Genomic DNA, 25683 nt, shown 5'->3' with positions numbered 1-25683 from the left:
TGAGGAACCTGTTTTCTTTTTTGCGCTGTTTTACTTACTCATGAACCTCTCATGAGTAACCTATTTTCTTTTTTACGCTGATTTACTTCTTCATGAACCCTTTATGAGTAATTTATTTTCTTTTTTACGCTGTTTTACTTACTCATGAAACTACAAAAAAAGCTCACATTATAAAAGTGAGCTTTTTTTAGTATTCAAGTAACTTAAACTTTGTGAAAATACTTCGTCGCGCATGATAAAACTAAATCGGCGATCTTTTTTTATGTTTGGTGGAAATTCGTCTAACAATACTGGGCCGTTTGTTTCAAAATAGTGCTTTTGTGTTAAAAGTTCTCCTATTTCGGCAAAATAAATATTTTTTATGATAATTTTATCCTTACCTGTAACACGGTATTGCCCTAAATAATTAATTTTAGATACATTTCCACCTGTTTCTTCTAAAACTTCACGTTTTGCTGCTTCTTCAGGTGATTCGCCTTCTTCGACTTTTCCGCCTGGGAATTCGTATCCTCTTCTTTGATGGTCTGTGAGTAACCATTGGTCATTGTATTTACATATAACCCAAACATGTTTTGGAGCGGGTGAAAATGGATGTTTCTCAAACGATAATTCAACTGTATTATGGTAAAAATCTTTAAATATGTACATTTTAACCTTCCTACATTCATACTTGTTTTTCCATTGTACTATTTCTATTAAAATGTTTCATCATTATTGAAATAATATTCCTGAAACTTTATGAAAATATTTGATTGCCTTGCATATTGGACAGTATACTATATCATAGTAGTATAACTATTTAGGAGGATATAGGATGACTGGAGTATTTGTTGTTAGTGGAATTATTATCGTTGTTGTATTCGGTGCTTTCGTACTTACTGTAAATAAAGGCTATGGTGTCCAACATAAAGTCGATAAGCTAGAAGATGTAAAAATGAAAAATAACCATGATGAGAAATAATTCTAGCAGACGAAAAGGTTTGTATATGAATAAAATTTTAATTGGAATCATTAGATTTTATCAAAAATGGATTTCACCTGCAACGCCACCATCATGTAGATTCTATCCTACTTGCTCTAATTATGGACTAGAGGCAATACAAACCCATGGTGCGCTTAAAGGAACTTATTTAACGACTAAAAGAATACTTAAGTGTCACCCACTACATCCAGGTGGATACGATCCTGTACCTGATAAAATAAATAAGGAATCAAAAAAAGATACGGTCAAAGAAACTTGAAACGAATAACAAGTTTAATTTGATCGTATTTTTTTATTTAGTTATTTCTATTGAAAAGTATATTTATAAATCTTTTTAGAAATGCTTTGGATTCGTTCTTCATCCACTTCTACCCCTAAGCCAGGGCTAACTGGTACTTTAACTTTTCCATTTATTAAAGCTACCTCTGGAATAATGAGATCATGCTCCCAATGTCTAGATGAAGCCGAAATATCTCCAGGTATTGTAAATCCCGGAAGAGATGCTAATGCAACGTTTTGAATTCTAGATATCCCGGTTTCAATCATACCTCCAACCCAAATTGGAATATTCTTTTCAACACAATAATCATGAATTTCAATTGATTTAGTTAATCCTCCGACTCTCCCAGGCTTTACAGTAATGATTTTGCATGCGTTTAATTCATACGCAATTTGAACATCCTCTAAGGAACATATACTTTCATCTAAGCAGACTGGAGTAGAAATTTCCTTTTGAAGAATAGCGTGCTCGATGAATTGGCGTTCGCCGAAGGGCTGTTCAATCATTAACAGATTAAATTCATCTAATTTTTTTAGTTTCGGAATGTCTTCAATTGAATAATCTGAATTGGCATCAATCATTAGAGGGATTGTTGGATAGCTATTTCGTATAGTTGATACAATTTCGTAATCATTTTCCTTTGAAACTTTAATTTTAAATCGTTCATATCCTTCCGCTACATATGCACTAATTTGTTTCAACATTTTTATTGGCTTGTCTATACTAATTACAACCCCTACTGGTATCTCTGCCTTATTGCCCCCTAAAGCTTGTGCTAAAGTGATTGAATTCAGTTTACTATACAAATCCCAATATGCACCTTCAAGCCCAGATTTAGCCATTTGATTGCCTTTAAATTGATTTAATTGTGTAGCGACTTCACTTGGATGATTAAACTTCTTTTTTAATAAGATCGGTATAAAGAAATCCTGTAAAGTATGAAGAGCTGTTTGAATCGTTTCCTCTGTATACCAAGGCTCTGAAAAAGCAACGACTTCTCCATAACCGCATATTCCGTTTGTATCTAAAATTTTAACAATTATACTTTCACGTTTTTCATATGTACCATAGCTTGTTTTAAAAGGTACTTTTAGAGGCTGTTCAATTAAAAATAATTCAATTTGCCTTATCAACATGTTTATTCCCCTTATAAAAGCTTAAGTAGCTCTCTTCTAACTAGCTTGTTTGTTGCATTTCTTGGTAGGTTGTCTACAAAAAATATTTCCTTTGGAATTTTATACCCTGCGATTTTATCTCGGCAAAACTCAATTAGTTCTACTTGAGACGGAGGATTAGAGGATTTACTAACAACAAATCCAATAGGTACTTTGCCCCAATTTGGGTCTTCTTTGCCTGTTACACCAGCTTCACTGATATCTGGATGCGATAATAATACTGATTCAATCTCTGCTGGATATATATTCTCTCCACCGGAAATAATTAGATCACTTCGACGATCAACTACAAATAAAAAACCATCCTCATCTACATAACCCAAATCTCCTGTATATAGATACTCAGACGAATCAGTTAACTTGGTAAGTTTATAATAACCTTTACTCACGTTCGGCCCCTTGACTACAATTTCTCCTACTTCTTTTGGTAAACATGTTCGTTGATCGTCTCTTATTTCTAGCGTACATCCAAATAAAGCTTTACCAGCCGAACCAATTTTAGAAAGCATATATTCAGGAGAAAGCGTTGCAATTTGTGAACAAGTTTCAGTCATTCCGTATGTTTGATAGACTGGCACATTTAATGCTCTTGCCTTTTGTAAAAGAGGTACCGGAGCGGGTCCTCCACCAAGTAAAGCTGCTCTTACGCTGTTTAAATCATTTGTACCCTCAACAATAGTTAATAAATCATTTAATACTTTTGTTACAACAGATAAAATTGTTACATTATGCTTTATGACACAGTCCTTAATGGTATGTGCATCAGCTTTATTCGTTAATACAATTTTCATGCCATAAATCGCACTTTTATATACTGTAGATAAACCACCCACATGGAACATTGGCAAACAGACTAGCCATACATCTTTATGATCTAATCCTAAATTTAATACTGAAGCAATTGCACTGCTCCAATGATTAAAATAAGTTTGTAAAACTGCTTTTGGGAAACCTGTTGTACCAGATGTGTACATCATAGTTGCAATTTTATCGCCATCAAAATTAGACTTAACCGGAAATTCCGTTGATTTACTGTTCTCTATTTCATTTATATTTAACAGTTTTATATTTTCAGGAATCTTCACCGTATTTGATTTCGCTACGATTAAAAATTCAGCATCACTATTTTCTAATTGATATACTATTTCGTCATCACTTAATCTTATATTCAGTAAAATTGTAGTTGCTCCGATATAATGAAGTGCATAAACAACTTCAATAAATTCAACGGAATTATTCATTAAAACCGAAACGTGAGATCCGTCTTTTATGCCAAAATGGTGAAATTTATATGCAAGATTTATAACTCGATCATGTAAATCCTTAAACGTAATTTCTTCTCCATCTGTTGCAATTGCTATTCGATTAGGAGTTAATCTGACTCTCTCAAGCAAAAAATTCGGAATTTGATTCATCAAAAACACTTCCTGACTATTATCAAAATTTACGAAAGTTCATTTTAAAAAAGCTCTCCGATTGGTGAGCCTTTAGACATAGAGAAGCGTAGTTGTCCTTATACTTAATTCATAAAATGAGCAACTACGTTAAGGTTTCTTCTCGTTGCAAATTTAATGTGCAAAAAAAGCTTGATGATTTCTCATCAAGCTTTATCTTCTTTCAAATCAAGGAAAACGTGGGAATTTATCGAAATCAGGTGTACGTTTTTCTTTAAATGCATCGCGGCCTTCTTTTGCTTCCTCAGTTGTGTAGTAAAGAAGTGTTGCATCTCCAGCTAGCTGTTGAAGTCCAGCTAAACCGTCTGTATCTGCATTCATTGCTGCTTTTAAGAAGCGAAGTGCAGTTGGACTTTTTTCAAGCATTTCCTCAGCCCATTTAACTGTTTCAGCTTCTAATTCTTCTAATGGTACTACTTTATTAACTAGGCCCATATCTAATGCTTCTTGTGCATTATATTGACGGCATAGGTACCAAATTTCACGAGCTTTTTTGTGCCCTACAATACGAGCTAAATAGCCTGAGCCATAACCAGCATCAAAGCTACCAACCTTAGGACCAGTTTGTCCAAATTTAGCGTTTTCAGCTGCGATTGTTAAGTCACATACTACGTTTAATACATTACCTCCACCAATTGCATAACCAGCTACCATTGCAATTACAGGTTTTGGAATAACGCGAATTAAGCGTTGTAAATCTAATACATTCAAGCGAGGAATGCGGTCTTGTCCAACATAACCACCGTGTCCGCGAACACTTTGGTCTCCTCCAGAACAGAATGCTTTTCCACCTTCACCTGTTAAAATAATAACACCAATTTTTTCGTCGTCTCTTGCATAAGCAAAAGCATCAATCATTTCTGATACTGTTAATGGTGTAAATGCGTTATGTACGTGTGGGCGATTGATTGAAATTTTAGCAATTCCATTATATGTAGAATATAAAATTTCTTCATATTTTCTTTCTTGTACCCATTCAATAGTCATGAAATTTCCTCCTTTTCACTTTTCAATAAAAACCCAATTACTATTGTAGCAAATTTTTCCGAATGTTCCACATGAATTGCATGCCCTGCATGTGGAATTTTAATAATTTCGCTATTTTCTAGCCTCTCGTTCATTTTCCCCATTATTAAGCAAAACTTTTCATCATATTCTCCACAAACTAATAATGTAGGTTTTTTAAATTGCTTCAAGTCACTCCATAAAGATGGTTGAATGCCCGTGCCCATCCCTTTTAGACTATTACTTAAGCCAATTGGTGACTGATTTAATCTTCCTTGTTTAATCTTTTGTTGTGACTCTGATGTCAAATTCTTTTGAGTTGAAAATAACGGAATGTTTTCCCAATAATTAACAAATACTTCAATACCTTCATTTAAGATCATTGAAGATAAATGTTTGTCTTGTTCGATTCGAGCTAATCTTCCATTTTCAGTTTTAAGACCAGCCGTGCAGCTTTCTAAAATAAGCGATTTAATTTTTGTTGGATAGGCTAAAGCGAAATAGAGGGCTAGTCTACCTCCCATCGAATAGCCTAATAGATGCACAGAATCAATTTGCTTTTGCTCTAAAAAATCATGTAAATCTTTAGCAGCAAATTCCATTCTGTACCGCTCATCATTAATTGGACAATCTGTATTTCCATGTCCTAATAAATCAATTGCTATTACATGATAATTTCGTTCTAGTTTACTTATTAAACTTCCCCATGTCTCCTTTGAACCTGTGAAACCATGCAATAATAATATAGTTTGCCCTTGGCCAGATTCAATGTATGAATATGTGACCTCATTTATTTTAATTTCCATGAACAAGAACACCTAATTTCATTTCTCGTATTCTGCTTTTACAAGTCTCCAAACTTTTTGATGAAGATCATAATTTTCTTTACGATTTGTCTGAATTTCAATTACATGTAATCCATTATTCTTTTTAGCTAATTCATCTTCAAGATCAAACCAATTATGAATTTTTGTATGAAGTCCACCAAAAAGGGCAGTTGCATGCTCGAATTCCAATCCTAGAGGAGTTCCGAATAAATCTTCGAAATGTTTTTCTTCTTTTGATTGAGGTAAAAATGAGAAGATTCCTCCCCCATCATTATTAACAAGGATAACTCTTAAAGGTAAATGATGTAGTTTAGAAAGGACTAGACTATTTAAATCATGATAGAAAGATAAATCTCCAATTAATAATGTGACACTCTCTCCAGCTGCTGCCATCCCTAATGCGGTTGCAATTGTCCCATCTATTCCATTTACCCCTCGATTACAAGCAATTTTTAACTTTTTAGATTGATTATGTAAAAACGTATCCACATCACGAATAGGCATACTGTTTGAAACAAATAATGTACTTTCTTCAAGTAAATTTTTTGCTAAAACTTGAACGATTTTCCCTTCAAAAAGTTCATCAAACTGTTCTGCTTGTTGTAGTCCATTTTTTGTTTTTTCATTAATTGTTTTCCATTTATTCAACCAATCTATTTCTAGACTACTTGTTTTCTGATATGACTCCAAAATTGCATTACAAAACTGGATATCATCACAAGAAACCATTTGAGTTGCTTTTAACGTCGGATCCCTCCATAAGTCTCCTTCATCAATTACAATTAGCTCGCAATCTTTTTGCTTTTGTATATATTGACTAAACGTTTTAGATACAGGCATTGCTCCGAATCGTACGATAACTTCAGAATCAAGCGAATCAACAATGTCTTCAAAACGAAGAAATGTATCATATGTATCAATTACATTCGAGTCTTCTTTACCACTAATCGTTCTTCCATTTGAAAGAGGATCACATAGAACTGGATAGTCTAATAAATTCCCTAAAGATTTAATCTTCTTTAAAGCTCCTTCTTCAACATAAGGACCACAAACTAATAAGCCTTTTCTTTTTGATTGAAAAAGCTTGGTGAACTCATTACTTGTTTCATTTGAAATTGTCGCAAGAGTTTCAGTAAGTATTGTACGAGCAGAATTTTTACGCTTTCCTGCTGAGAATAAGTCATCAATCGAAAAATTTGGAACCAATGGTTCTCGAAGTGGCACATTCATATGTACGGGCCCCATGGGAGCAGTCACACATGAACGGTACAGTCGATTAACGCTTGAACGCGCGTATTCGTACATAGCTTCCGAAGCCTCTGGTAAGGCTAGCTCAATGAATTTTTTTACAAATGAACCGTATAAACCAATTTGATTCATAGCTTGTGGTGCACCTATATCTCTAAGCTCGTGTGGTCGATCGGCTGTCAGTACGATTAGTGGGATTCTAGATTCCTTTGCTTCAGAAATAGCTGGCATATAATTAGCAGCAGCTGTTCCTGAAGTACAGATTAAAACTGTAGGTTGTTTCGTACTTTTAGCGATCCCTAAAGCAAAAAATGCCGCCCCTCTTTCGTCTACTGCAATATAAGACTTTAATTTTGGATGTTCATTTACTAACATCGATATTGGTGTAGAGCGTGATCCAGGACTTATTACAACGTTTTTAATATTTAATGCACTTATTTCATCTACAAGAGCACCAATATACTTTGTTAGTGCTTCATTATCTTTCATTTCGTAACCCTCCTAATGCATTTAGCATTGGCAGAAACTTTACACCAGTTTCAAAAAATTCTTCCTCTGGTTTTGAATCTTGTACAACACCACAACCGGCATATAATTTTGCTTTATCTTCTTTAATTAAGGCGCTACGTATGCCTACAGCAAAATCACCATTTCCGTTTAAATCAATCCACCCTATCGGTGCACCATACCATCCGCGGTCCACAGGTTCAAGTTCACGAATTAATTTACATGCCTCTTCCTTAGGAAATCCTCCAAGTGCAGGGGTTGGATGTAATGCTTGAATTAATTCAAATAAAGAAACATGATTATATAAATTCCCTTCAACTGGCGTAAATAAATGCAATAAGCTTTTAGTAGCCATTATTCTTGGTGTTGAAGGTATTGATAATTCATTACAATATTGTTGTAGCGTTTCTCGTATATAGTTTACAACAAAAGCATGTTCATCTTTATTTTTTTTACTATTTAATAACCAATTGGCCGCTTCTGTGTTTTCTTCCTTAGTTATTCCTTTTGCGGCAGATCCAGCAAGACACATCGAAGAAACTGTATTATTTTTCTTAGAAATTAATCGCTCGGGTGTAGCACTAATAAATACAGTATCTTTTAATTGATAAGAAATAACATAGTTAACATTTCTTGTTGCTTCTAATTCATAAATTACTTTTGTTGAATTTACTTCTGCAGAAAATGTTGCATTTAAAGTTCGATTTAAAACAACTTTTTCTAATTCTTCGTTTTTCATTTGATGAATTGCTTCTTTTACACTTTGAATCCATTCATTTGGTTCAAATTCATCTTTGTTAATACATTCTGATTGTGTAAAGCTTGGTTGCTTCATTCCAAACTTTTCTAAAAAGTCATCATATTCTTTATATTGAAGCAATAAATCCTCTACTGTAGTTTGTTCATTAATTTCATAATTAGAGGTGATGAATGTCCCTTCGTTTGTAACCGTCACCATTAATTTAGGTACATAGAAATGAGAGGTACCAAAATTCTTCCAATCTTGATCATTTTTATAGTTATCAAAAAAAGAGAAACCCCCAAGAGCTATCGATCCTGTACCAAAGCAATTTTCTTGCTCGATATACACTTGCTCTCCAAAGCGTTTCCATTCTTTTTCTATTGCAGAATACTGTTCTTCTGTACTATGATGAAAAGGAACTAAAGTACCAATTCCTGTGAGAATTAACGAGTTTTCTTGGTTTGACCAATAAAAGCGTTCAGTAAAACCCAATTCATGATAAAAATGGTAAACACTTAGGGGATGGATATTCATTATTTTTTCCACTTTACAAATGAAGCGTTTTGAACAAGCTTTTGCCTTTTGAAGAGAATGCTCAAAGAAGGCAATCGATTCCAGTTGACCTGTTCTAAGCATAATAGTTCCCCCTAGCTTAAATATACGTTAAATACATGATATAACTAAAGATACAACGATGAATGTAGACTGTCAATTTTATGAAGTTCGTCCATACTTTTTTAAAGTAAAATGACCTACATTTTCAAATAATATTAAAAAGGAGGATGTTAAAATGCAACCAACTGTTCAATCTCCAACTTCCTCAACAGGTTTTAGAACATGGTGGAATTTATTAAGACCACATACATTAACCGCAGCGTTCATTCCTGTTGCGATTGGAACAATGTTAGCGCACATAGCTCACTCATTTCATTTATTTTTATTTCTTTCAATGCTTATTGCAAGTTTACTTATCCAAGCCGCTGCAAATATGATTAATGAATATTATGATTATAAAAGAGGGCTAGATCATGAAGGTTCTGTCGGTATCGGTGGAGCAATCGTAAGAGATGGTATTAAACCTTCAACTGTTCTAAATCTCGCTTTTACTTTTTTTGGTATCGCCCTTCTATTAGGCATTTATATTTGTATTCAAAGTAGCTGGTGGATAGCAGTTATTGGACTTATTTGTATGGCAGCAGCTTATTTTTATACTGGAGGACCACTTCCAATCGCATACACTCCATTTGGTGAGTTAGTAGCGGGCTTTTTTATGGGAGTTGTAATTATTGGTATTACTTACTATATTCAGGCTGGAAATTTACCATCAAATGTAATTTTACTTTCTATCCCTACTTCAATTACAATTGGAGCAATTTTAACAGCAAATAATATTCGTGACCTAGATAATGACAAAGAAAATGGACGTAAAACACTTGTTATCTTATTAGGTAAAAAGAATGCAATTATCTTTATTGGTTCATTATTTGCAGTTGCATATGCTTTAGTTATATTATTTGTTATCATGAATTTAATTACACCTTTTGCACTTATTTCATTAATAAGTATTCCTGTTGCAATAAAAGCAACAAAAGGATTTATAGGTAAGACCCAACCAATGGAAATGATGCCAGCCATGGCAGCAACAGCAAAAACAAATACTATAATGGGATTCCTTCTTGTTATAGGCTTAATAATTGGAAATATTTTTTCCTAATTAAGGCAGAACAATTCCTCAAAAAACTTAATTCATGTTTTCCTCCTTTTTGAACAAAATATGGATAGTCATATTCATTTATTGAAAAGGGGGAGCATGATGCTTTCACAATCACAAATCCAAACATTTAAAAACGAACTACTGAAACAAAAAAACCATATAGAAGAACGACTAAATGATCCAGCTTTTACACCATATTCACTTAGAGATTCTGTTGATGAGCTTTCACTTGCAGACAACCACCCAGGTGATTTAGGTACTGAATTATTTGAGCGTGAAAAGGACATATCTCTTCATGAACATTTAAGAAACGAACTAGATGACGTTAATACAGCGTTACAAAAAATTGAAAATGGAACATATGGTATATGTGAAGTAAGTGGTGAAGAAATACCTTTTGAACGATTACAAGCTCTTCCTACAGCAAAAGCGATGATCGAACATACTCACGATCAGCATATTTCAAGTTCTAGTATAAGATACGATCGTCCTGTTGAGGAAGAAGTATTAAACCCTCCATTTAGTAGAGATCCTAAAGATCGCTCAATGATGTATGACGCTGAAGACGCACTGCAAGATGTTGAAAGATATGGAAATTCACAAACACCGTCAGATTTTGAATTTAATAATATTGAGGAGTACGGAAGCACATTTACTGAGAGCTATGAAAATGTAGGTTATGTTGAGGAATTTGAAAACTTTATCGGTACTGATATTTACGGAAAAAATCGAACTGTCTACCCTACAAAAAAACATGAACAATATGAACAAGATCTTGATGACTATGAAGAACAAGCTTTAAACGGAGAATTATCTGAAATTGATGTGAAAGACATTGATAAGTACTAAATAAGTTAAAATTTCTTTAAAAAACGATTACTACAATGTAGTCGTTTTTTTTATATTTTAAAATTAAATACATATACTTAATCAAGACAACTTACTTGAGGAGGTTTTATGAATATTAAGTTAATTGTTTTATTTTTCTCCTTATACTGTTTATTTTTTATTTCTTCTATTTTATTTCCGACTGACTCCGATTGGTATAGTCATCTAAATAAACCTAGCTATACTCCTTCAGGAAAAACAATCGGAATCATTTGGGCATTCTTGTATTCTTTCATTTCTTTAAGCGTATGTATAATCGTTTCTTTAGGAGAATCCTTAAAAAAAACAAAAGGGTTTTATATTATATTTATTATTAATTATGTATTTAACCAGTTGTTTAGCTATTTTCAATTCAAACAAAAAGATTTACTTATGGCTACAATTGACTGTGGACTCGTCTTTGTTACAGCAATTCTTTTAACGATCATCGCATATAAACATTCAAAAACTTCTTTTGTATTACTCATTCCCTATTCTATTTGGTCATTATTTGCAACCTTTTTGAACTATAATATCTACGTACTAAATAGATAGATTTTTAGATTAATATAAAAAAGGCATCCTAAAATAGGATGCCTTGAACATAACAAAAATTATTTTTTGTTTACGTTAGCTGCTTGTGGTCCACGGTTTCCTTCGATGATTTCGAATTGAACTTCTTGACCTTCTTCTAAAGTTTTGAAACCTTCGCCTTGAATTGCAGAGAAGTGTACGAATACGTCGTTTCCACTTTCAGTTTGGATGAATCCAAAACCTTTTTCGCTGTTAAACCATTTAACTTTACCGAATTCCATCGATAATACCTCCTAGAAATACATATATACACTATTAATGCGTGCATAAAAGAGGGGTAAAGAAAAAGAACGTCATTGTCCAATCGGCTAATGGATTGCTACAACATTGAAAGTGGTCAAAACTTCTTTTCAAGACAAAGAAAAATGAGCGTTACTAAAAATTTTGTAGTGCAAATGTATCGTTAATTTCTTACCTTCAAATAAATATGCAGTTAATAGTAACTTAAATATATCATATCTAAAAAAGTGCGTCAATGACACTTAGGCTTAATTGAGAGAATTTTTTATATAATTCTTATAATTTATTTTTTATACATTTAGACCTACCTAGCTTCCTATAAAAATGGTATATTTTTTCATTAAATAGTCAAAATAAATGAGGATTATGTAATAATTTATCAAATTATTTATTATTAAATAACTAGATTTTAGTATTACAATATTTGTATAGTTAAACTAAAAGGAGGCATAAAAATGAAAAATTCTCATGAAGTTACATATAAAATTCATGGCCATGATATGCAGTTTGTACAAGTAGAGCTTGATCCAAAGGAAACAGTCGTTGCTGAAGCTGGAGCAATGATGATGATGGATGATGGTATCGAGCTTGAAACAATTTTTGGAGACGGTGCACAGCAATCAGGTGGTTTATTTGGAAAATTAGTTGGAGCTGGTAAGCGCCTTGTTACAGGTGAGAGCTTGTTTATGACTAGTTTTACAAACCGATCAAGCTCATTAAAAACAGTCAGTTTCTCGGCACCATATCCTGGAACGATCATACCTTTAGATCTACATGAGTATGGAAATAAAATTATTTGTCAAAAGGATTCTTTCTTAGCCGCAGCAAAAGGCACTTCAGTTGGGATCGAGTTTAGAAAGAAATTAAGTACCGGCCTATTTGGTGGCGAAGGCTTTATCATGCAAAAACTCGAAGGTGATGGTCTTGCTTTCTTACATGCTGGTGGTTCCATTTACCAAAAAACTCTTCAACCGGGTGAAAAAATTAAAATCGATACCGGATGTATTGTTGGCTTCACTGGTGATGTTAATTATGAAATTGAATATGTTGGAAATGTAAAAACTGCACTTTTTGGAGGAGAAGGTCTATTCTTCGCTACATTACAAGGTCCTGGAACAATTTGGGTTCAATCATTAACTTTAGCAAGATTAGCTTCTCGAATTGGTCAATACTTACCAAATTCTTCTAAGGAAGAAGGAAGTATATTAGGTGGCCTTGGAAATCTACTGGATGGTAATGATTAATTCAGACTACTTTAAAAGCGTTATTTTGTTTACATGCAAAAAACTAGTCAACGAAATGTTGACTAGTTTTTTTCTGTACTATTAGATTACTTCTTCTTCTGCTGGTTCTGCCTCACGTAATTTGTAAGTAAAGGTTGGAGTATAGTCATAATCCAACTGCATTTTCTTAACGCCTTCAATATAAGCCGATAGTAGGTGACTATTCTTAATAGAGCCTTTATTTAGTGAAAAAGTGATTGGATGTTTCACTTGAACGTATTCTAAATAAATGTTTAATGGCTTTACCTCTACTTTAAAGGGTGGGCTTAAAGGGACCATATCATATAAATTTACAAATCTTAAACTATGCCTAACATTTTCATCGTAGTTTTCTTTAAACTTTATATTTCCTACTTTTGGAGAGCCAAATGAATAGACATTTGGGTTACAAATTCCAGTCATTGCTATTTCATATCCTAATAACGTGGCCAATGAACCACCTAAGCTATGCCCCGTTATGAATAATTTTTTTGAAAGAGCCTTTTCCTTCACAATTGCTAAAAGCATGTCTCGACAAGATTGATAAATTGATAGAAACCCCGAATGGACACTCCCACCGTTCATCACATAAGGAAATAAGTCTTGATCAATTTTTAAATCAACTAACCAATCCAAATCTGATTTCGTTCCTCGAAACACAATGATTACAGATTCATCATTTTCAATAATATAGCCAAACCATTCAAGCTGGCTAATTGCACATGCTTTAATTGTATCTACTAATGAATAGCTTGCTGGAATCATAAATTTACCATCATTATCAAACTGAACATATGCCTGTTCAATGCAAAGTAATAATTCTAAGGACTTATCATAGTCAACTGAAAGGAATTTCAACGTATCTCTCCTTTCTTGCTTTTCGTCATTATAGGAAAAACCTCCTAATAAACTAAGAGGAGGTTAAGAATGGTGTAATGTTCTTTGATGAATATTCCATATTTCTGATGCGTATTGACGAATCGTGCGATCACTCGTAAAAAATCCCGATTTCGCAACATTGTTAAGACTTTTTATAGCCCAATCCCTTTTATTTTGATACGTATGATTGATACATTCATGTGCTTTTACATATGAAGAGAAATCTCTAAGTAAGAAATACTCATCATTATAAGACATGAGCGAATCAAAAATTGGTTCAAATTCTTCTCTAGGTAACGGAAATAACCCGTGAAGCATTTGATCTAATACTTTTTTTATTCGCGGATCATGATGGTAATAATCACTGCTTTTATATCCGCCGTATTGGTAATAATTTAATACCTCGTCAGCTGTAAGCCCGAATGTAAAAATATTCTCCTCGCCAACTTCTCTTAAAATCTCAATATTTGCACCATCAAGTGTACCAAGCGTTAAAGCACCATTCATCATAAATTTCATATTCCCAGTACCCGAAGCTTCTTTACTTGCTGTCGAAATTTGTTCACTAACATCCGCTGCTGGAAAAATAATTTCACCTAATGAAACACGGTAATTTTCAATAAAAATTACTTTAATAAATTGACTTATATAGCGATCATTATTAACAATATCAGCTACTGAATGAATTAATTTAATGATCTTTTTAGCAAAGTAGTAGCCAGGAGATGCCTTTGCTCCAAAAATAAAAGTTCTAGGATGCATTTTAAAATGTGAATCTTCCTTCAAACGATTATATAAATACATGATATGTAAAACATTTAGTAATTGTCTTTTATATGCATGCATCCGCTTTACTTGAATATCAAAAATTGAATCTGTATCTAAAGCAATTCCATTTGTATAGTGAACATAATTTTCGAGAACTTCTTTTCTCTTTTTCTTTACATTCATAAATTGCTCTAAGAATGCATCGTCAGTTTGATATTCTAATAGATTCTCAAGTTGAGTTGGTTCGTGTATCCAACCGTCTCCGATCGTATCATTTATTAAGCTACTAAGCTCAGGATTACATTGGAGTAACCATCTTCTATGAGTAATACCATTTGTTTTATTATTAAATTTGAATGGTTCATACTCATAAAAAAGCTTCATTTCTCTTTGTTTTAAAATTTCAGTGTGGATTTCAGCAACTCCATTAACGCTCTTACTGCCTACAATTGCTAAATGAGCCATTTTAACGACTCCATGAGCAATAATAGCCATTTGTTCAATTCGATCCCAATCACCTGGGTATTTGCTCCAGAGCTCTTTACAATATCTTTCATTTATTTCTTCTACAATCATATAAATTCTTGGCAATAAAGGCTTAAATAAATCAACTCTCCATTTTTCAAGTGCTTCCGATAAAGTTGTATGATTCGTATATGAAATCGTTTGAGTTGTAATTTCCCACGCTTCATCCCAGGATAACTTTTCGACATCGATTAAAATTCTCATTAACTCTGGAATCGCTAAAACGGGATGTGTATCATTTACATGAATAGCAATTTCTTCATGGAGCTTACGAATATTACCGTACTGCTCCTTATATGAATCTACTATTCTTTGAATACTTGCAGAGACTAAAAAATATTGCTGTTTTAGACGTAAAATCTTTCCTTCATCATGTGTATCATCTGGATATAAGAATTCTGAAACTGCTTCAGCCTCTCGCTTATATTTCATCAGTGATTTATTTGAAGAATGAGTAGACGCTTCAGCACTCCATAATCTTAATGTATTTACCGTGTTTGTATGATAGCCGATAATCGGTAAATCATATGGTACCGCTGTGATTGCTTCTGCACCATGAAGGCGGAATTCCAATCGATTTTTATTATTAAATGCTTCTACTTCTCCACCGAATAAAACTTCAATTGCTTCATCATCTCTTCGAACTTCCCAAACATTTCCGTATTTTAGCCATTGCTCAGGTAGCTCGACTTGATATCCATCAACAATTTTTTGGTCAAATAGGCCATGTTTGTAGCGAATGCCACATCCATGACCAGGCAAGTCTTGCGATGCTAGCGAATCCAGAAAACAAGATGCTAGCCGTCCAAGTCCACCATTTCCAAGACCAGCATCGCTTTCAAACTCCTCAAGAGCACTTAAAGAAATTCCTAATCTTTCGAGGCCAGATTCACATAACTCTCTTAGCCCCAGATGAATTAAGTTACTTTTCAAAAGCTTTCCTAATAAGAATTCAATTGATAAATAATAAACTTGTTTTTTTCGCTCTAAGCGGTATTGTTCACTCGTACCTAACCAATTACCGCTTATATGTTCACGAATCATCGTTCCAAGTGTTTGAAATTGCTCTTGAGTAGTGCTATCTGCAGTACTCTTTCCATGCATACTTTCTAGCTTCTCTTTAAAACACCACTCAAACTCCTCCACACTAGAAAACATGGAATCACCTCGCCCTAAAAGATTTTTACTTTGAAGACTGCATATATAGTTTTGCATATTCTTTAGCAGATTTTAACCAACTTGAATCTCTTCTAATTGCATTCCTTCTGACTGATTTCCATTGTTTTTTATTCTCATAAATACTCAATCCACGTTCAATTGTGTGAAGCATATCGTGAGCATTATAGTTAGTAAAAGTAAAACCATTTCCACTCTTCGTCTCTTCATTATATGACTGGACAGTATCATTTAGCCCCCCAGTCTCTCTTACGATTGGAACACACCCGTATTTCATCGCAATAAGCTGACCTAGTCCACATGGCTCAAATAGTGAAGGCATTAGGAATAAATCTGCACCTGCATAAATCTGATGAGCAAAGCGTTCATCAAATCCAATGTAAGCTCTAACTTTATCGTAGTAGTTATGCTCCATTGCTTTAAAAAAGTTCTCGAATTCTTCATCACCAGAACCTAAAATTACTACTTGGACATTATAATCCATAATTTGAGGGAATACGTGTTGAATAAGATCAATGCCTTTTTGACTTGTTAATCGGGAAACCATTGCAATAATAGGAATATTTTCATCCATTTTTAATGCAAGTGACTCCTGCAATTTCAATTTATTTTCAGTCTTATTTTCGATTGTAAATTCATCGTAATTAGATTGAATTTTACGATCAGTAGCTGGATTATAAATTGTTTCATCAATTCCGTTTACAATTCCAAAAAGTTTGTGATCTTGCTCACGTAATAGCCCATCTAATTGCTCTCCAAAAAATTCATGCTTAATTTCTTCTTTATATGTTGGACTAACAGTTGTTACGAAATCACTTGAAATGATTCCAGCCTTCATAAAGTTGATACAATCGTAAAATTTCAAATAGTCATCGCGAAAATATTGTTCATCAATTCCTAACATATCGTCCATTACTTCTTTTGAAAATACGCCTTGGAATTGAAGGTTATGGATTGTAAATACAGATTTCATTTTTGGATTAATATCTTTTAAAGCGCCATATTCTTTCATGAAAAATGGGATCATTGCTGTATGCCAGTCATGACAGTGAATAACATCAGGTTTAAAGTCTAATTCTTTAATACATTCAATTGCAGCTAGTGAAAAGAATGCAAAACGCTCTCCATCATCAAAATGACCATACAACTTATCCCGATTGAAATAATACTCGTTATCGATAAAATAATAAGTTGTTCCTTCTACTTTCAATTCAAATAAACCACAATACTGTTTTCTCCAGCCTAGATTTATAGATAGCTCTTTTACTAGCTTAGCTTCATCTCTATATTTAGCGGGAATTAACGAGTAGAATGGAAGCATTACTCTTACATTCGTATTTAGTTTATTTAAATACTTAGGGAGAGCGCCTGCAACATCTGCAAGCCCTCCCGATTTAACAAACGGTACACATTCTGAAACAATATATAAAACATTTACCACTGAATCAACGCTCCTTGGACTGAACCTTTTTGAAGCACTACTGGCTCACTTAAGCTTCCTTTTATTTCAACACCATCTTCTATTCGAACATCTTTATCTAATATAACGCCATCTAATATACAATTATCTCCAATGTTTGATTTTTGCATAACAACACAATTTCGAATAATTGTATTTTTTCCAATTTTCACAGCTCTTGAAATAATACTATTTTCAACCGTTCCCTCAATTTCACATCCATTAGCTACAATTGAATTTTTTACAATTGCATCTTTTGAATATTTTGTTGGTGGCTCATCTTTAACCTTAGTAAAGACAGGATAAGATTTTAAGAATAATTGATTCCATATCTCAGGATTTAATAATTTCATACTTTGCTCGAAATAATCCTCAATTGTTTGAATGATTGAAACTTGTTGAGGTATTTCATACGCACTTAGTTCAACCTCATTATTTTGATCGCGTACAACGTCCATAATTGTTTCATAGCCTTTTTCGTGGAAGTTTTCAAAAAGCTTTAATAATAACTCTTTTTCAAGGATATAGATATTTAAAGATTTACCGAACTGCTTTAACTCAGTAATTTGTGCATTTGTTTCGATATGTCTCTTTAAAACTGGTCTAAAATCCACTGAGCAAATCGTATAAGTATTTGCTACTACTACATACTTTTGAGAAGAACGTTGCAAAAATTGAATATGCTTTTCGATGAAATCGAATGTACCAAAAGCTCCATCAGTTGGTTCTGGCGTAAAAATAAATAGTCCATCCTTTTTACGATTTAAGTCCCAATGTTTACCGGAGCCTAAGTGATCAATAATTGATCGATAAGGTTGATCAGGAAATACAGCGACACTCGTAATACCAGAGTTCACCATATTACTTAACATAAAATCGATTAAACGATATCGACCTGCATAAGGAAGTGTTGCTAATGGTCGATGCTGTGTTAACGGCTTTAAAGATTCAAAATGTGTTGACGCCTCAATTATTCCTAGCATAGTATGTTTCATCAAATAACCCTCTCAATCTATTTTTCTATTTGAGGAATGAGCCACCTCTTATTCTTCGCTTGTAACTAGAATTACCTCTTCATAATCTTTCTCAGGACCTAAAAGGCTTCCATCAGGAATAACCATTCCAGGAGCTACTACAGCACTTTCAATTCGAACATCTTTTCCAATAACACAACCTGGCATAACGACAGAATCTTTTATCATACTGCCTTCTCCGATTGTTACACCTTGGAATAATACAGAATGTGATATAAACCCTTCAACAACACACCCCTCATTAATTAGAGAGTCTTCAACAATTGCTGTAGGTGCAATATATTGTGGCGGTTGGTTTGGATTAACTGAATATATGCGCCAATCACGGTCATATATATTTAGTTCACTATCTTCATTTAACAAATCCATATTTGCTTCCCATAAGCTTTTTACTGTACCTACATCTTTCCAATAACCTTTGAAAGGATAAGCAACTACTTTTTTCTTTTCTTCTAATAAAAGAGGAATAACGTCTTTACCAAAGTCATTACTTGATTCTGGATTACGATCATCCATCTCTAAAAACTCTTTTAAAACATTCCATTTAAAAATATAAATTCCCATTGATGCTAAATTACTCTTCGGATATTGAGGTTTTTCTTCAAATTCTATAATATCCATTTCATCATTAGTATTCATAATTCCGAAACGGCTAGCTTCATCAATCGGAACTTCGATAACTGAAATAGAAACGTCTGCCTCTTTTTCAATGTGATAGTCTAGCATTTTACTATAGTCCATCTTATAAATATGGTCACCTGAAAGAATCAAAACATATTCAGGCTGATATTGCTTTATATAATTTAAATTTTGATAAATTGCACTTGCAGTACCTGTATACCATTTAACTCCAGATGCTTCTGAATATGGCGGTAAAACAGTTACCCCACCATTTAAGCGATCTAAATCCCATGCACTTCCTATACCAATATATGAGTTTAGTACTAGTGGTTGATATTGAGTTAGCACCCCAACAGTATCAATACCTGAATTTGTGCAATTACTTAAAGTAAAATCTATTATTCGATATTTACCTCCGAAAGCTACGGCTGGTTTTGCTAGTTCTTTTGTTAAAGAACTTAATCTACTCCCTTTTCCCCCTGCTAGTAACATTGCTACGCATTTTTTCTGAACCATTGCTGCTAATCCCCTTTCGCATTTTAACTGGACGAATGATTGTAAAACTAAAGGCAGGTAATGCTATTTCAATACTGTATGGTAAACCATGGTATGGTATTTCTTCTGATTCAATGGCAGAACGATTTATTTTACTCTCGCCACCAAATTGTAAATAGTCACTTGAAAGCAATTCTTTATATCGATGCTTTGCAGGTACTCCAATTCGATATGTGTCATAAGAAATCTCTCTAAAATTACAGATTACGATGACATAATCTTCTTTGTTTTTTCCTTTACGGATAAATGAAAATACACTTTGATCTGCATTATTTGCATCAATCCATGAAAATCCATCCCAATGATTATCAACTTCATAAAGTGATTTATTTTTTTTATAAATCGATAATAATTCTTTGAAATATTTGTTCATCTTGGAATGATATTCATAATCTTTAATCATCCAATCAACTTGCTCTAAATCCTTCCACTCATCAAATTGCCCAAATTCACTTCCCATAAATAGGAGCTTCTTACCTGGATGAGATAAATAATATCCAAATAGTACCCTTAATTGAGCAAACTTTTCCTCATATGTACCTGGCATTTTATTTAACAAAGATTTCTTACCATGTACTACTTCATCATGTGAAAAAGGTAAAACAAAATTTTCTGAGAAGGCATATAAAAACGAGAAAGTCATCTTATTATGATGATGCTTTCTTTCCGTTGGGTGAGTCTCCATATAAGTCAAAACATCATTCATCCAACCCATATTCCACTTAAAATTAAAACCTAATCCACCTTCGTATGTAGGTGCAGTAACTAATGGCCAATCAGTAGAATCTTCAGCAATCATTAATACTTGTGGATCATGTTCGAATACTGCTTCATTTAATCTTCTTAAAAACTGAGTTGCAAAAGGATTCTCTTCATTTCTATTTTTCCAATATAATATATTTGCAACAGCGTCTACTCTGAAACCATCAATATGAAAATATTCCATCCAATATAAGGCGTTTGAAATAAGAAATGATTTTACTTCTGGTTTTGATAAATCAAAATTCGCTGTTCCCCATACTTCATTTTCTCTAGCATCATAACCTTCATATTCATATGTCGGTTCACCATCAAACATGTATAATCCATGAGAATCCTTACAAAAATGACCAGGCACCCAATCCATAATGACTCCTAATCCGTTCTGGTGACATTCGTCTATAAAGCTCATTAGCTCATGAGGATTTCCATATCGACTAGTAGAAGAAAAATATCCTACTCCTTGATACCCCCAAGAACGATCATATGGATGTTCGACTAATGGTAATATTTCAATATGTGTAAAACCATGATCTTTTACATATGGAATTAGTTCTGTCGCTAATTCTGCATAAGTGTAGAAATCACCGTTTTCCTTCTTTTTCCAAGAACCTAAATGTACTTCATAAATTAAAACTGGTTCTTCATATACTGACTTTTTAAATTTCTGCTTACGATATTTAGCATCTTTCCATTTATACCCCGAAAGATCATAAACTATCGAAGCTGTGCTTGGTCTTAGTTCACTATAGAAAGCAAAAGGATCACTTTTTAATAAAACTTCACCACGCTTGGTTGAAATTTCATATTTGTATATCGTCCCATGACCAATTTCGGAGATATATATCGTCCAAATCCCTTGATCGTTCAACTTTTCCATTTTATGTTCAGTACCATCCCAATTATTAAAGTCCCCAACAACTGAGACACCTTTCGCATGTGGAGCCCACACTGTAAAAGTAGTTCCAACTTTATCCCCTTTTTTTACAACATGTGCCCCAAAGCATTCATGGCTATGGAATAAACTTCCCTCATGGAATAAATGCACATCAAACTCAGTTGGCCGTGTCAAAAGCAACATCCTCACCTCATTACAATCTCTTAAATTCTTCTATCTCTTAATATTCTACAAATATATATATTCACCTTGTTTTTATGCAAAAAAAATTCAAAAATTTTTTCCAGAAAATGAATAACCATTCATGAAACCGTTGTCATTATTGCGTTTGTCGTAAAAATGTCGAATTTGTCGAACGAATATCTATGCATATTTATACATCATATTTCGAAATTCCCTTGTAACAATTTGTATTTATTTGATTTTTCATAAAATTTCATACATATTTCACCCTTTTATAACATATAAACTTTATTTTTAAAAAGAATTGTAGAAGATTGTCGGATTAAGTAGAAGAGTTTTTTTTGAAAACATTTAGAAACCATTAGCAAATTATTTGGAAATTATTAGGGAATATAGATGAAAAAAAAATCTCTAAACCGAATTCAATTTATTTGGTAATATGGAAAACCATGCAACAATACATATTGATCAAAATAGTGAATTTAAATTACCTGACTTACATTTTTGGCAATTCAACAAAATTTATTTAGATTCATGTAGATTCGCTTCAAAGTTACTAAAGCTTGATTTTATTTACCTACTTTAGTAAGTCTTATTATTAGCTCAATAGAATAACAATCGTAATATAGTAAAAAGGATCTTCGTTTTTTTTACGAAAATCCTTTTTTGTCTTATTATTTAAAAGCTTATTAGACTTGCATTCGCTTACTTGATCTTATTACACGAAAACGAATATCTGAAATAAGGAATACACCACATAAAATGACAAGAAAGCCAAACAACATCCCTAATGTAATATGTTCTTTCAAAATAAGAACACCCCAGATTATTCCAAACACAGGAATTAAAAAAGTAACACTTAATGTTTTAGTAGGCCCAACGCTTTCGATAAGATAAAAATACAATAAATATGCTATAGCAGTACAAAATAATGCTAATCCTAGAACTGCCAAAATCGCAACTCCTGATACTTTATCTGTAGATGCAGTGAAATTTAGGAATGTAAAAGGTAAAAGTAAAATTGCAGCACCAATTTGTTGACCAGCTGCAAGTGAAAGTGGTGGTACCCCATCAAAGGCTTTCTTTGCATACACACCTGCTATTCCATATGAAATAGTCGACAAAACTGCTAGTCCAATTGCTATTTTAACATCATAAGTAAACGGAATTGAACTCCATCCTACTAACAAGATCACTCCTAATACTCCCACTATTATTCCAGATAACTTTCGAATACTCAACCTTTCTTTCGTCCATAAAAAAACAACCAACGCTGTAAATAATGGCGTCAAAGAGTTTAGAATTGATGACATTGAGGCTGGCAAATATAATGCTGATGTAGCAATTAATGTAAATGGAATTGCTGCATTTAATGCCCCTATTATTAAATATTGTCTCCATCTCTTTTTAAAGAGTAATGACTTTTTAGTAATAACCAAATATAGCACAAGTGCAAACGCAGCAATTATAACTCTTCCCTGTATTGTTAAAATTGGTCCAAAAACAGGTGAAGCTATCCTAATAAATAAAAATGAAGCTCCCCATAATGCGGCTAGGCTCAATAAAGCTATTCCATCTTTTAACCTCATTTATTTACCCCCTTTCTGAATGTAGTTGGAGTGTAATTAAAATGATGACGAAACATGCTTGAAAAATGTGCCGAGCCTTTAAAACCAAGATTATGCGCTATTTCAGTTATTGTTTTCTCAGTATCTCGTAATAATCTCAAAGCTTCTTTCATTCTTAACTTAGTTGCGTATTCTAACGGCGATAAACCTGTGGATTTTTTAAATAATCTTTGCAAATGAAATTTACTTACTCCTACTTCAATTGCTAACCGATCCAATGTTAAGCTATTTCGATATTCTTTTTCAATAAAATGTTTGGCAGATAAAATAATATCCTCCTCATTTGAGTGAAGTAAATCAGGACGACATCTTTTACATGGACGGTACCCATCTTTAATTGCCAAAGAAAATGACGGATAATAAGACACATTTTCTTTTAATGGGGTTCTTGACTTACACGAAGGTTTGCAACAGATTCCAGTAGACTTAACTGCATAAATAAACACTCCATCGTAGTTTTCATCGCATGATTCAACTGCATCCCACATGACCTGATTTTTTAATCCGTTCATTTAATCACCTCATCTTTAGCTATTCACATTTTAACACTATAATCATGCGCTTGCTTTCAATTTCTTGCTTTCTAATTTCTTTGGAAGAAAGAGAATAGTTAGTAGAGCATCTGATCATTTTGAATAAAACCTACAACTTTCTAATCTCAGTCAGCCTCTTTATTTCCCAATAATTTTACAATCTTAAAAAATGAAAAACATAACTGAGCTACTTTATAAATACTAAATAATATCAATTTTTTACTTTAACAAAAAACAACTTAATATCTGGCTGTATAATACACTCTAGTAATATTATTTGAAGTATACTTGAAATAATGAAAATTAACGACGTTGTAACTAAAGGGTGAGGATATAATGATGTTAGAATTTAAAATGAGTGAAAAGGCTATAAGTTTTGAAAATGAAGAATATGTAACCCGAATGAAAATTAATGGAAAAGGAGAAGGCCGAGACCATGGAGAACTAAGACTGAGATGTGCCGTTTCCATTACTTTATTTGTAAAAGAGACAGAAAATATATTAAATCTACGAGGGAATATTTATTGGGATGCTGCTTACCCAAAAGCACATATTTTCTTTACAGGTGGCAGTTTAGTTGATTTTATTGAAGAGCAGGGATATGAATATAACGATTTTAAAGAATACTGGAGTCGAGTGAAACGATTAGCAACTAATGTCTTTTCAGATGATGAAATTAAAGCGTATCAAAAAATGTTAAAAAATCACCAAATAACTGTTTAAAGCAAAGTTTACTAAAATTCGGATTAGCAATTCAGTTAGTCCGTTTTTTTGCATATACATGGGAAAATTAACTATTAAATTACGCTTTAAAGAGTATTAAGCTAAAACAACAACTTTTTTCTATTCCGAGTATATGAAATAGGCTTCTATCCTTTGGTACTAAGATAAAAGCTCAAAATTAAAACGATATAAGGTCCTGTACATCTTAAAACGAACGAAGAACCTTCTAATATAATGGAGGAAGGCGAATTCAGTAATTATCTCGATCTGAAAGTCCTAATAAAAGACAAATAAAAAACTCAGTTACCTGTGTTATCACAAATAACTGAGCTTTAGATATGACCCGTACGGGACTCGAACCCGTGTTACCGCCGTGAAAGGGCGGTGTCTTAACCGCTTGACCAACGGGCCAAAAAAAAATATGGCAGAGAAGAAGGGATTCGAACCCTCGCACCGGTTACCCGATCTACACCCTTAGCAGGGGCGCCCCTTGAGCCACTTGGGTACTTCTCTATCATATGGCTCCGCAGGTAGGGTTCGAACCTACGACCACTCGGTTAACAGCCGAGTGCTCTACCACTGAGCTACTGCGGAAAAATTAATTTTAAATTTAATGGTGGGCCTAAATGGACTCGAACCATCGACCTCACGCTTATCAGGCGTGCGCTCTAACCAGCTGAGCTATAGGCCCATTAAATTTTAAAAAAAGCGGGTGATGGGAATCGAACCCACGACCGAAGCTTGGAAGGCTTCTATTTTACCATTAAACTACACCCGCACAATATGGGGCGACCGATGGGAATCGAACCCACGAGTGTCGGAACCACAATCCGATGCGTTAACCACTTCGCCACGACCGCCATAAAGAGTGCCGACTAGAGGACTTGAACCCCCAACCTACTGATTACAAGTCAGTTGCTCTACCAATTGAGCTAAGTCGGCTTAGTAAGAATTATATTAGTTAATTTTATTGATTGCCATATTTAGTTCATCTCTTAGTCGTCCTTGTCTCAGGAAGAATTTCAAGATGGTGGCTCGGGACGGA

The 25683-nt window shown here is 33.5% G+C and carries 23 protein-coding genes and 7 tRNA genes; 7 read left to right on the top strand and 23 right to left on the bottom strand.

The window, feature by feature from the left end; genetic code table 11:
• Positions 1–168: 168 nt before the first annotated feature.
• Positions 169–648 carry an RNA deprotection pyrophosphohydrolase gene (ytkD, locus tag ABEY15_RS11675; protein WP_069034757.1) on the bottom strand — a complete coding sequence of 160 codons (480 nt, stop codon included), beginning with the start codon at positions 646–648 and terminating at the stop codon, positions 169–171.
• A 166-nt stretch (positions 649–814) separates the two neighbouring features.
• Between ytkD and ytzI the strand changes: the two genes are divergently transcribed.
• Both ytzI and yidD read left to right on the top strand, forming a co-directional pair.
• Positions 815–961: a YtzI protein gene (ytzI, locus tag ABEY15_RS11670; protein ID WP_088013603.1), complete on the top strand. Its 147-nt coding sequence runs from the start codon at positions 815–817 to the stop codon at positions 959–961.
• Between the two features lie 25 nt (positions 962–986).
• A complete protein-coding gene (gene yidD / locus ABEY15_RS11665) occupies positions 987–1241 on the top strand; it encodes a membrane protein insertion efficiency factor YidD (RefSeq protein ID WP_429890239.1) in 255 nt (84 codons plus the stop codon).
• Between the two features lie 47 nt (positions 1242–1288).
• On the opposite strand, the gene menC is transcribed toward yidD, so the two are convergent.
• The 6 genes from menC to ABEY15_RS11635 all read right to left on the bottom strand — a co-directional run bounded on the left by menC (position 1289) and on the right by ABEY15_RS11635 (position 8856).
• Complete coding sequence (gene menC / locus ABEY15_RS11660) at positions 1289–2398, bottom strand: o-succinylbenzoate synthase (RefSeq protein ID WP_429890238.1); 1110 nt, start codon at positions 2396–2398, stop codon at positions 1289–1291.
• 11 nt (positions 2399–2409) lie between these two features.
• Positions 2410–3852: an o-succinylbenzoate--CoA ligase gene (locus ABEY15_RS11655; RefSeq protein WP_429890237.1), complete on the bottom strand. Its 1443-nt coding sequence runs from the start codon at positions 3850–3852 to the stop codon at positions 2410–2412.
• 207 nt (positions 3853–4059) lie between these two features.
• Positions 4060–4878: a 1,4-dihydroxy-2-naphthoyl-CoA synthase gene (menB, locus tag ABEY15_RS11650; protein WP_056473277.1), complete on the bottom strand. Its 819-nt coding sequence runs from the start codon at positions 4876–4878 to the stop codon at positions 4060–4062.
• A complete protein-coding gene (gene menH, locus ABEY15_RS11645; protein ID WP_429890236.1) occupies positions 4875–5702 on the bottom strand; it encodes a 2-succinyl-6-hydroxy-2,4-cyclohexadiene-1-carboxylate synthase in 828 nt (275 codons plus the stop codon). The genes menB and menH overlap by 4 nt, the downstream gene beginning before the upstream one ends.
• A gap of 18 nt (positions 5703–5720) precedes the next feature.
• On the bottom strand, positions 5721–7460 hold the full coding sequence (gene menD, locus ABEY15_RS11640; protein ID WP_429890235.1) for a 2-succinyl-5-enolpyruvyl-6-hydroxy-3-cyclohexene-1-carboxylic-acid synthase: 1740 nt from the start codon (positions 7458–7460) through the stop codon (positions 5721–5723).
• The gene (locus tag ABEY15_RS11635; RefSeq protein ID WP_429890234.1) at positions 7450–8856 is read right to left on the bottom strand and encodes an isochorismate synthase; all 1407 of its coding nucleotides are present in this window, start codon (positions 8854–8856) and stop codon (positions 7450–7452) included. Before ABEY15_RS11635 ends, menD begins: the two co-directional genes overlap by 11 nt.
• A 154-nt stretch (positions 8857–9010) precedes the next feature.
• On the opposite strand from ABEY15_RS11635, the gene ABEY15_RS11630 reads away from it, so the two are divergent.
• The 3 genes from ABEY15_RS11630 (at position 9011) to ABEY15_RS11620 (ending at position 11356) form a co-directional block, all read left to right on the top strand.
• The gene (locus ABEY15_RS11630) at positions 9011–9934 is read left to right on the top strand and encodes a 1,4-dihydroxy-2-naphthoate polyprenyltransferase (RefSeq protein WP_429890233.1); all 924 of its coding nucleotides are present in this window, start codon (positions 9011–9013) and stop codon (positions 9932–9934) included.
• A 99-nt stretch (positions 9935–10033) separates the two neighbouring features.
• Positions 10034–10783 carry a TraR/DksA C4-type zinc finger protein gene (locus ABEY15_RS11625; protein ID WP_429890232.1) on the top strand — a complete coding sequence of 250 codons (750 nt, stop codon included), beginning with the start codon at positions 10034–10036 and terminating at the stop codon, positions 10781–10783.
• A gap of 108 nt (positions 10784–10891) precedes the next feature.
• The gene (locus ABEY15_RS11620; protein ID WP_429890231.1) at positions 10892–11356 is read left to right on the top strand and encodes a TspO/MBR family protein; all 465 of its coding nucleotides are present in this window, start codon (positions 10892–10894) and stop codon (positions 11354–11356) included.
• A 59-nt stretch (positions 11357–11415) separates the two neighbouring features.
• On the opposite strand, the gene ABEY15_RS11615 is transcribed toward ABEY15_RS11620, so the two are convergent.
• Complete coding sequence (locus tag ABEY15_RS11615) at positions 11416–11616, bottom strand: cold-shock protein (RefSeq protein WP_056473269.1); 201 nt, start codon at positions 11614–11616, stop codon at positions 11416–11418.
• A gap of 474 nt (positions 11617–12090) precedes the next feature.
• Here ABEY15_RS11615 and ABEY15_RS11610 point away from each other — a divergent pair, with 474 nt between their 5' ends.
• Complete coding sequence (locus ABEY15_RS11610) at positions 12091–12879, top strand: TIGR00266 family protein (RefSeq protein WP_429890230.1); 789 nt, start codon at positions 12091–12093, stop codon at positions 12877–12879.
• A gap of 81 nt (positions 12880–12960) precedes the next feature.
• Here ABEY15_RS11610 and ABEY15_RS11605 read toward each other — a convergent pair whose 3' ends face one another.
• From ABEY15_RS11605 to ABEY15_RS11570, 8 genes are all read right to left on the bottom strand, one after another.
• The gene (locus ABEY15_RS11605) at positions 12961–13755 is read right to left on the bottom strand and encodes a lipase family protein (RefSeq protein ID WP_429890229.1); all 795 of its coding nucleotides are present in this window, start codon (positions 13753–13755) and stop codon (positions 12961–12963) included.
• A gap of 63 nt (positions 13756–13818) precedes the next feature.
• Positions 13819–16227 carry a glycogen/starch/alpha-glucan phosphorylase gene (locus ABEY15_RS11600; protein WP_429890228.1) on the bottom strand — a complete coding sequence of 803 codons (2409 nt, stop codon included), beginning with the start codon at positions 16225–16227 and terminating at the stop codon, positions 13819–13821.
• A 25-nt stretch (positions 16228–16252) separates the two neighbouring features.
• Positions 16253–17686 (bottom strand): glycogen synthase GlgA, encoded by a 1434-nt coding sequence (glgA, locus tag ABEY15_RS11595; RefSeq protein ID WP_429890227.1) that lies wholly within the window; start codon positions 17684–17686, stop codon positions 16253–16255.
• The gene (locus ABEY15_RS11590) at positions 17680–18699 is read right to left on the bottom strand and encodes a sugar phosphate nucleotidyltransferase (protein WP_429890226.1); all 1020 of its coding nucleotides are present in this window, start codon (positions 18697–18699) and stop codon (positions 17680–17682) included. The genes glgA and ABEY15_RS11590 overlap by 7 nt, the downstream gene beginning before the upstream one ends.
• A 48-nt stretch (positions 18700–18747) precedes the next feature.
• Entirely contained in the window at positions 18748–19875 is a 1128-nt protein-coding gene (locus ABEY15_RS11585; RefSeq protein ID WP_069034771.1) for a glucose-1-phosphate adenylyltransferase, read from the bottom strand.
• Positions 19823–21754: a 1,4-alpha-glucan branching protein GlgB gene (glgB, locus tag ABEY15_RS11580; RefSeq protein WP_429890225.1), complete on the bottom strand. Its 1932-nt coding sequence runs from the start codon at positions 21752–21754 to the stop codon at positions 19823–19825. The genes ABEY15_RS11585 and glgB overlap by 53 nt, the downstream gene beginning before the upstream one ends.
• Positions 21755–22443: 689 nt before the next feature.
• Positions 22444–23343, bottom strand: a complete 900-nt coding sequence (locus ABEY15_RS11575; protein ID WP_429890224.1) for a DMT family transporter — start codon at positions 23341–23343, stop codon at positions 22444–22446.
• Positions 23340–23894, bottom strand: a complete 555-nt coding sequence (locus ABEY15_RS11570; protein WP_429890223.1) for a bifunctional transcriptional activator/DNA repair enzyme AdaA — start codon at positions 23892–23894, stop codon at positions 23340–23342. The genes ABEY15_RS11575 and ABEY15_RS11570 overlap by 4 nt, the downstream gene beginning before the upstream one ends.
• Positions 23895–24254: 360 nt before the next feature.
• Here ABEY15_RS11570 and ABEY15_RS11565 point away from each other — a divergent pair, with 360 nt between their 5' ends.
• Positions 24255–24638: a hypothetical protein gene (locus tag ABEY15_RS11565; RefSeq protein ID WP_429890222.1), complete on the top strand. Its 384-nt coding sequence runs from the start codon at positions 24255–24257 to the stop codon at positions 24636–24638.
• A gap of 339 nt (positions 24639–24977) precedes the next feature.
• Here the strand turns inward: ABEY15_RS11565 and ABEY15_RS11560 are convergent.
• The 7 genes from ABEY15_RS11560 to ABEY15_RS11530 all read right to left on the bottom strand — a co-directional run bounded on the left by ABEY15_RS11560 (position 24978) and on the right by ABEY15_RS11530 (position 25580).
• Positions 24978–25049, bottom strand: a tRNA-Glu gene (locus ABEY15_RS11560).
• A gap of 11 nt (positions 25050–25060) precedes the next feature.
• Positions 25061–25151 (bottom strand) — tRNA-Ser (locus ABEY15_RS11555).
• 6 nt (positions 25152–25157) lie between these two features.
• Positions 25158–25232, bottom strand: a tRNA-Asn gene (locus ABEY15_RS11550).
• A gap of 20 nt (positions 25233–25252) precedes the next feature.
• Positions 25253–25329 (bottom strand) — tRNA-Ile (locus ABEY15_RS11545).
• Positions 25330–25345: 16 nt separating this feature from the next.
• Positions 25346–25416: transfer RNA gene (locus ABEY15_RS11540), tRNA-Gly, on the bottom strand.
• Between the two features lie 6 nt (positions 25417–25422).
• Positions 25423–25498, bottom strand: a tRNA-His gene (locus ABEY15_RS11535).
• Between the two features lie 9 nt (positions 25499–25507).
• Positions 25508–25580 (bottom strand) — tRNA-Thr (locus ABEY15_RS11530).
• Between the last annotated feature and the right edge of the window lie 103 nt (positions 25581–25683).

It is taken from the genome of Gottfriedia acidiceleris (genome assembly GCF_050457485.1).
GTDB lineage: Bacteria > Bacillota > Bacilli > Bacillales > Bacillaceae_G > Gottfriedia > Gottfriedia acidiceleris_D.
This window is presented reverse-complemented; position numbering and strand designations above follow the sequence as displayed.

What these genes read in the sequence shown, in the direction of transcription:
- ABEY15_RS11620 (WP_429890231.1), top strand. Translation starts at nt 10,892, where the DNA reads ATGAATATTAAGTTAATTGTTTTATTTTTCTCCTTATACTGTTTATTT.
- ABEY15_RS11655 (WP_429890237.1), bottom strand. Translation starts at nt 3,852, where the DNA reads ATGAATCAAATTCCGAATTTTTTGCTTGAGAGAGTCAGATTAACTCCT.
- menH (WP_429890236.1), bottom strand. Translation starts at nt 5,702, where the DNA reads ATGGAAATTAAAATAAATGAGGTCACATATTCATACATTGAATCTGGC.
- ABEY15_RS11635 (WP_429890234.1), bottom strand. Translation starts at nt 8,856, where the DNA reads ATGCTTAGAACAGGTCAACTGGAATCGATTGCCTTCTTTGAGCATTCT.
- ABEY15_RS11590 (WP_429890226.1), bottom strand. Translation starts at nt 18,699, where the DNA reads ATGAAACATACTATGCTAGGAATAATTGAGGCGTCAACACATTTTGAA.
- ytkD (WP_069034757.1), bottom strand. Translation starts at nt 648, where the DNA reads ATGTACATATTTAAAGATTTTTACCATAATACAGTTGAATTATCGTTT.
- ABEY15_RS11610 (WP_429890230.1), top strand. Translation starts at nt 12,091, where the DNA reads ATGAAAAATTCTCATGAAGTTACATATAAAATTCATGGCCATGATATG.
- ytzI (WP_088013603.1), top strand. Translation starts at nt 815, where the DNA reads ATGACTGGAGTATTTGTTGTTAGTGGAATTATTATCGTTGTTGTATTC.
- ABEY15_RS11570 (WP_429890223.1), bottom strand. Translation starts at nt 23,894, where the DNA reads ATGAACGGATTAAAAAATCAGGTCATGTGGGATGCAGTTGAATCATGC.
- ABEY15_RS11630 (WP_429890233.1), top strand. Translation starts at nt 9,011, where the DNA reads ATGCAACCAACTGTTCAATCTCCAACTTCCTCAACAGGTTTTAGAACA.
- yidD (WP_429890239.1), top strand. Translation starts at nt 987, where the DNA reads ATGAATAAAATTTTAATTGGAATCATTAGATTTTATCAAAAATGGATT.
- ABEY15_RS11625 (WP_429890232.1), top strand. Translation starts at nt 10,034, where the DNA reads ATGCTTTCACAATCACAAATCCAAACATTTAAAAACGAACTACTGAAA.
- ABEY15_RS11615 (WP_056473269.1), bottom strand. Translation starts at nt 11,616, where the DNA reads ATGGAATTCGGTAAAGTTAAATGGTTTAACAGCGAAAAAGGTTTTGGA.
- ABEY15_RS11565 (WP_429890222.1), top strand. Translation starts at nt 24,255, where the DNA reads ATGTTAGAATTTAAAATGAGTGAAAAGGCTATAAGTTTTGAAAATGAA.
- menB (WP_056473277.1), bottom strand. Translation starts at nt 4,878, where the DNA reads ATGACTATTGAATGGGTACAAGAAAGAAAATATGAAGAAATTTTATAT.
- ABEY15_RS11600 (WP_429890228.1), bottom strand. Translation starts at nt 16,227, where the DNA reads ATGTTTTCTAGTGTGGAGGAGTTTGAGTGGTGTTTTAAAGAGAAGCTA.
- glgB (WP_429890225.1), bottom strand. Translation starts at nt 21,754, where the DNA reads ATGTTGCTTTTGACACGGCCAACTGAGTTTGATGTGCATTTATTCCAT.
- menD (WP_429890235.1), bottom strand. Translation starts at nt 7,460, where the DNA reads ATGAAAGATAATGAAGCACTAACAAAGTATATTGGTGCTCTTGTAGAT.
- menC (WP_429890238.1), bottom strand. Translation starts at nt 2,398, where the DNA reads ATGTTGATAAGGCAAATTGAATTATTTTTAATTGAACAGCCTCTAAAA.
- ABEY15_RS11575 (WP_429890224.1), bottom strand. Translation starts at nt 23,343, where the DNA reads ATGAGGTTAAAAGATGGAATAGCTTTATTGAGCCTAGCCGCATTATGG.
- ABEY15_RS11585 (WP_069034771.1), bottom strand. Translation starts at nt 19,875, where the DNA reads ATGGTTCAGAAAAAATGCGTAGCAATGTTACTAGCAGGGGGAAAAGGG.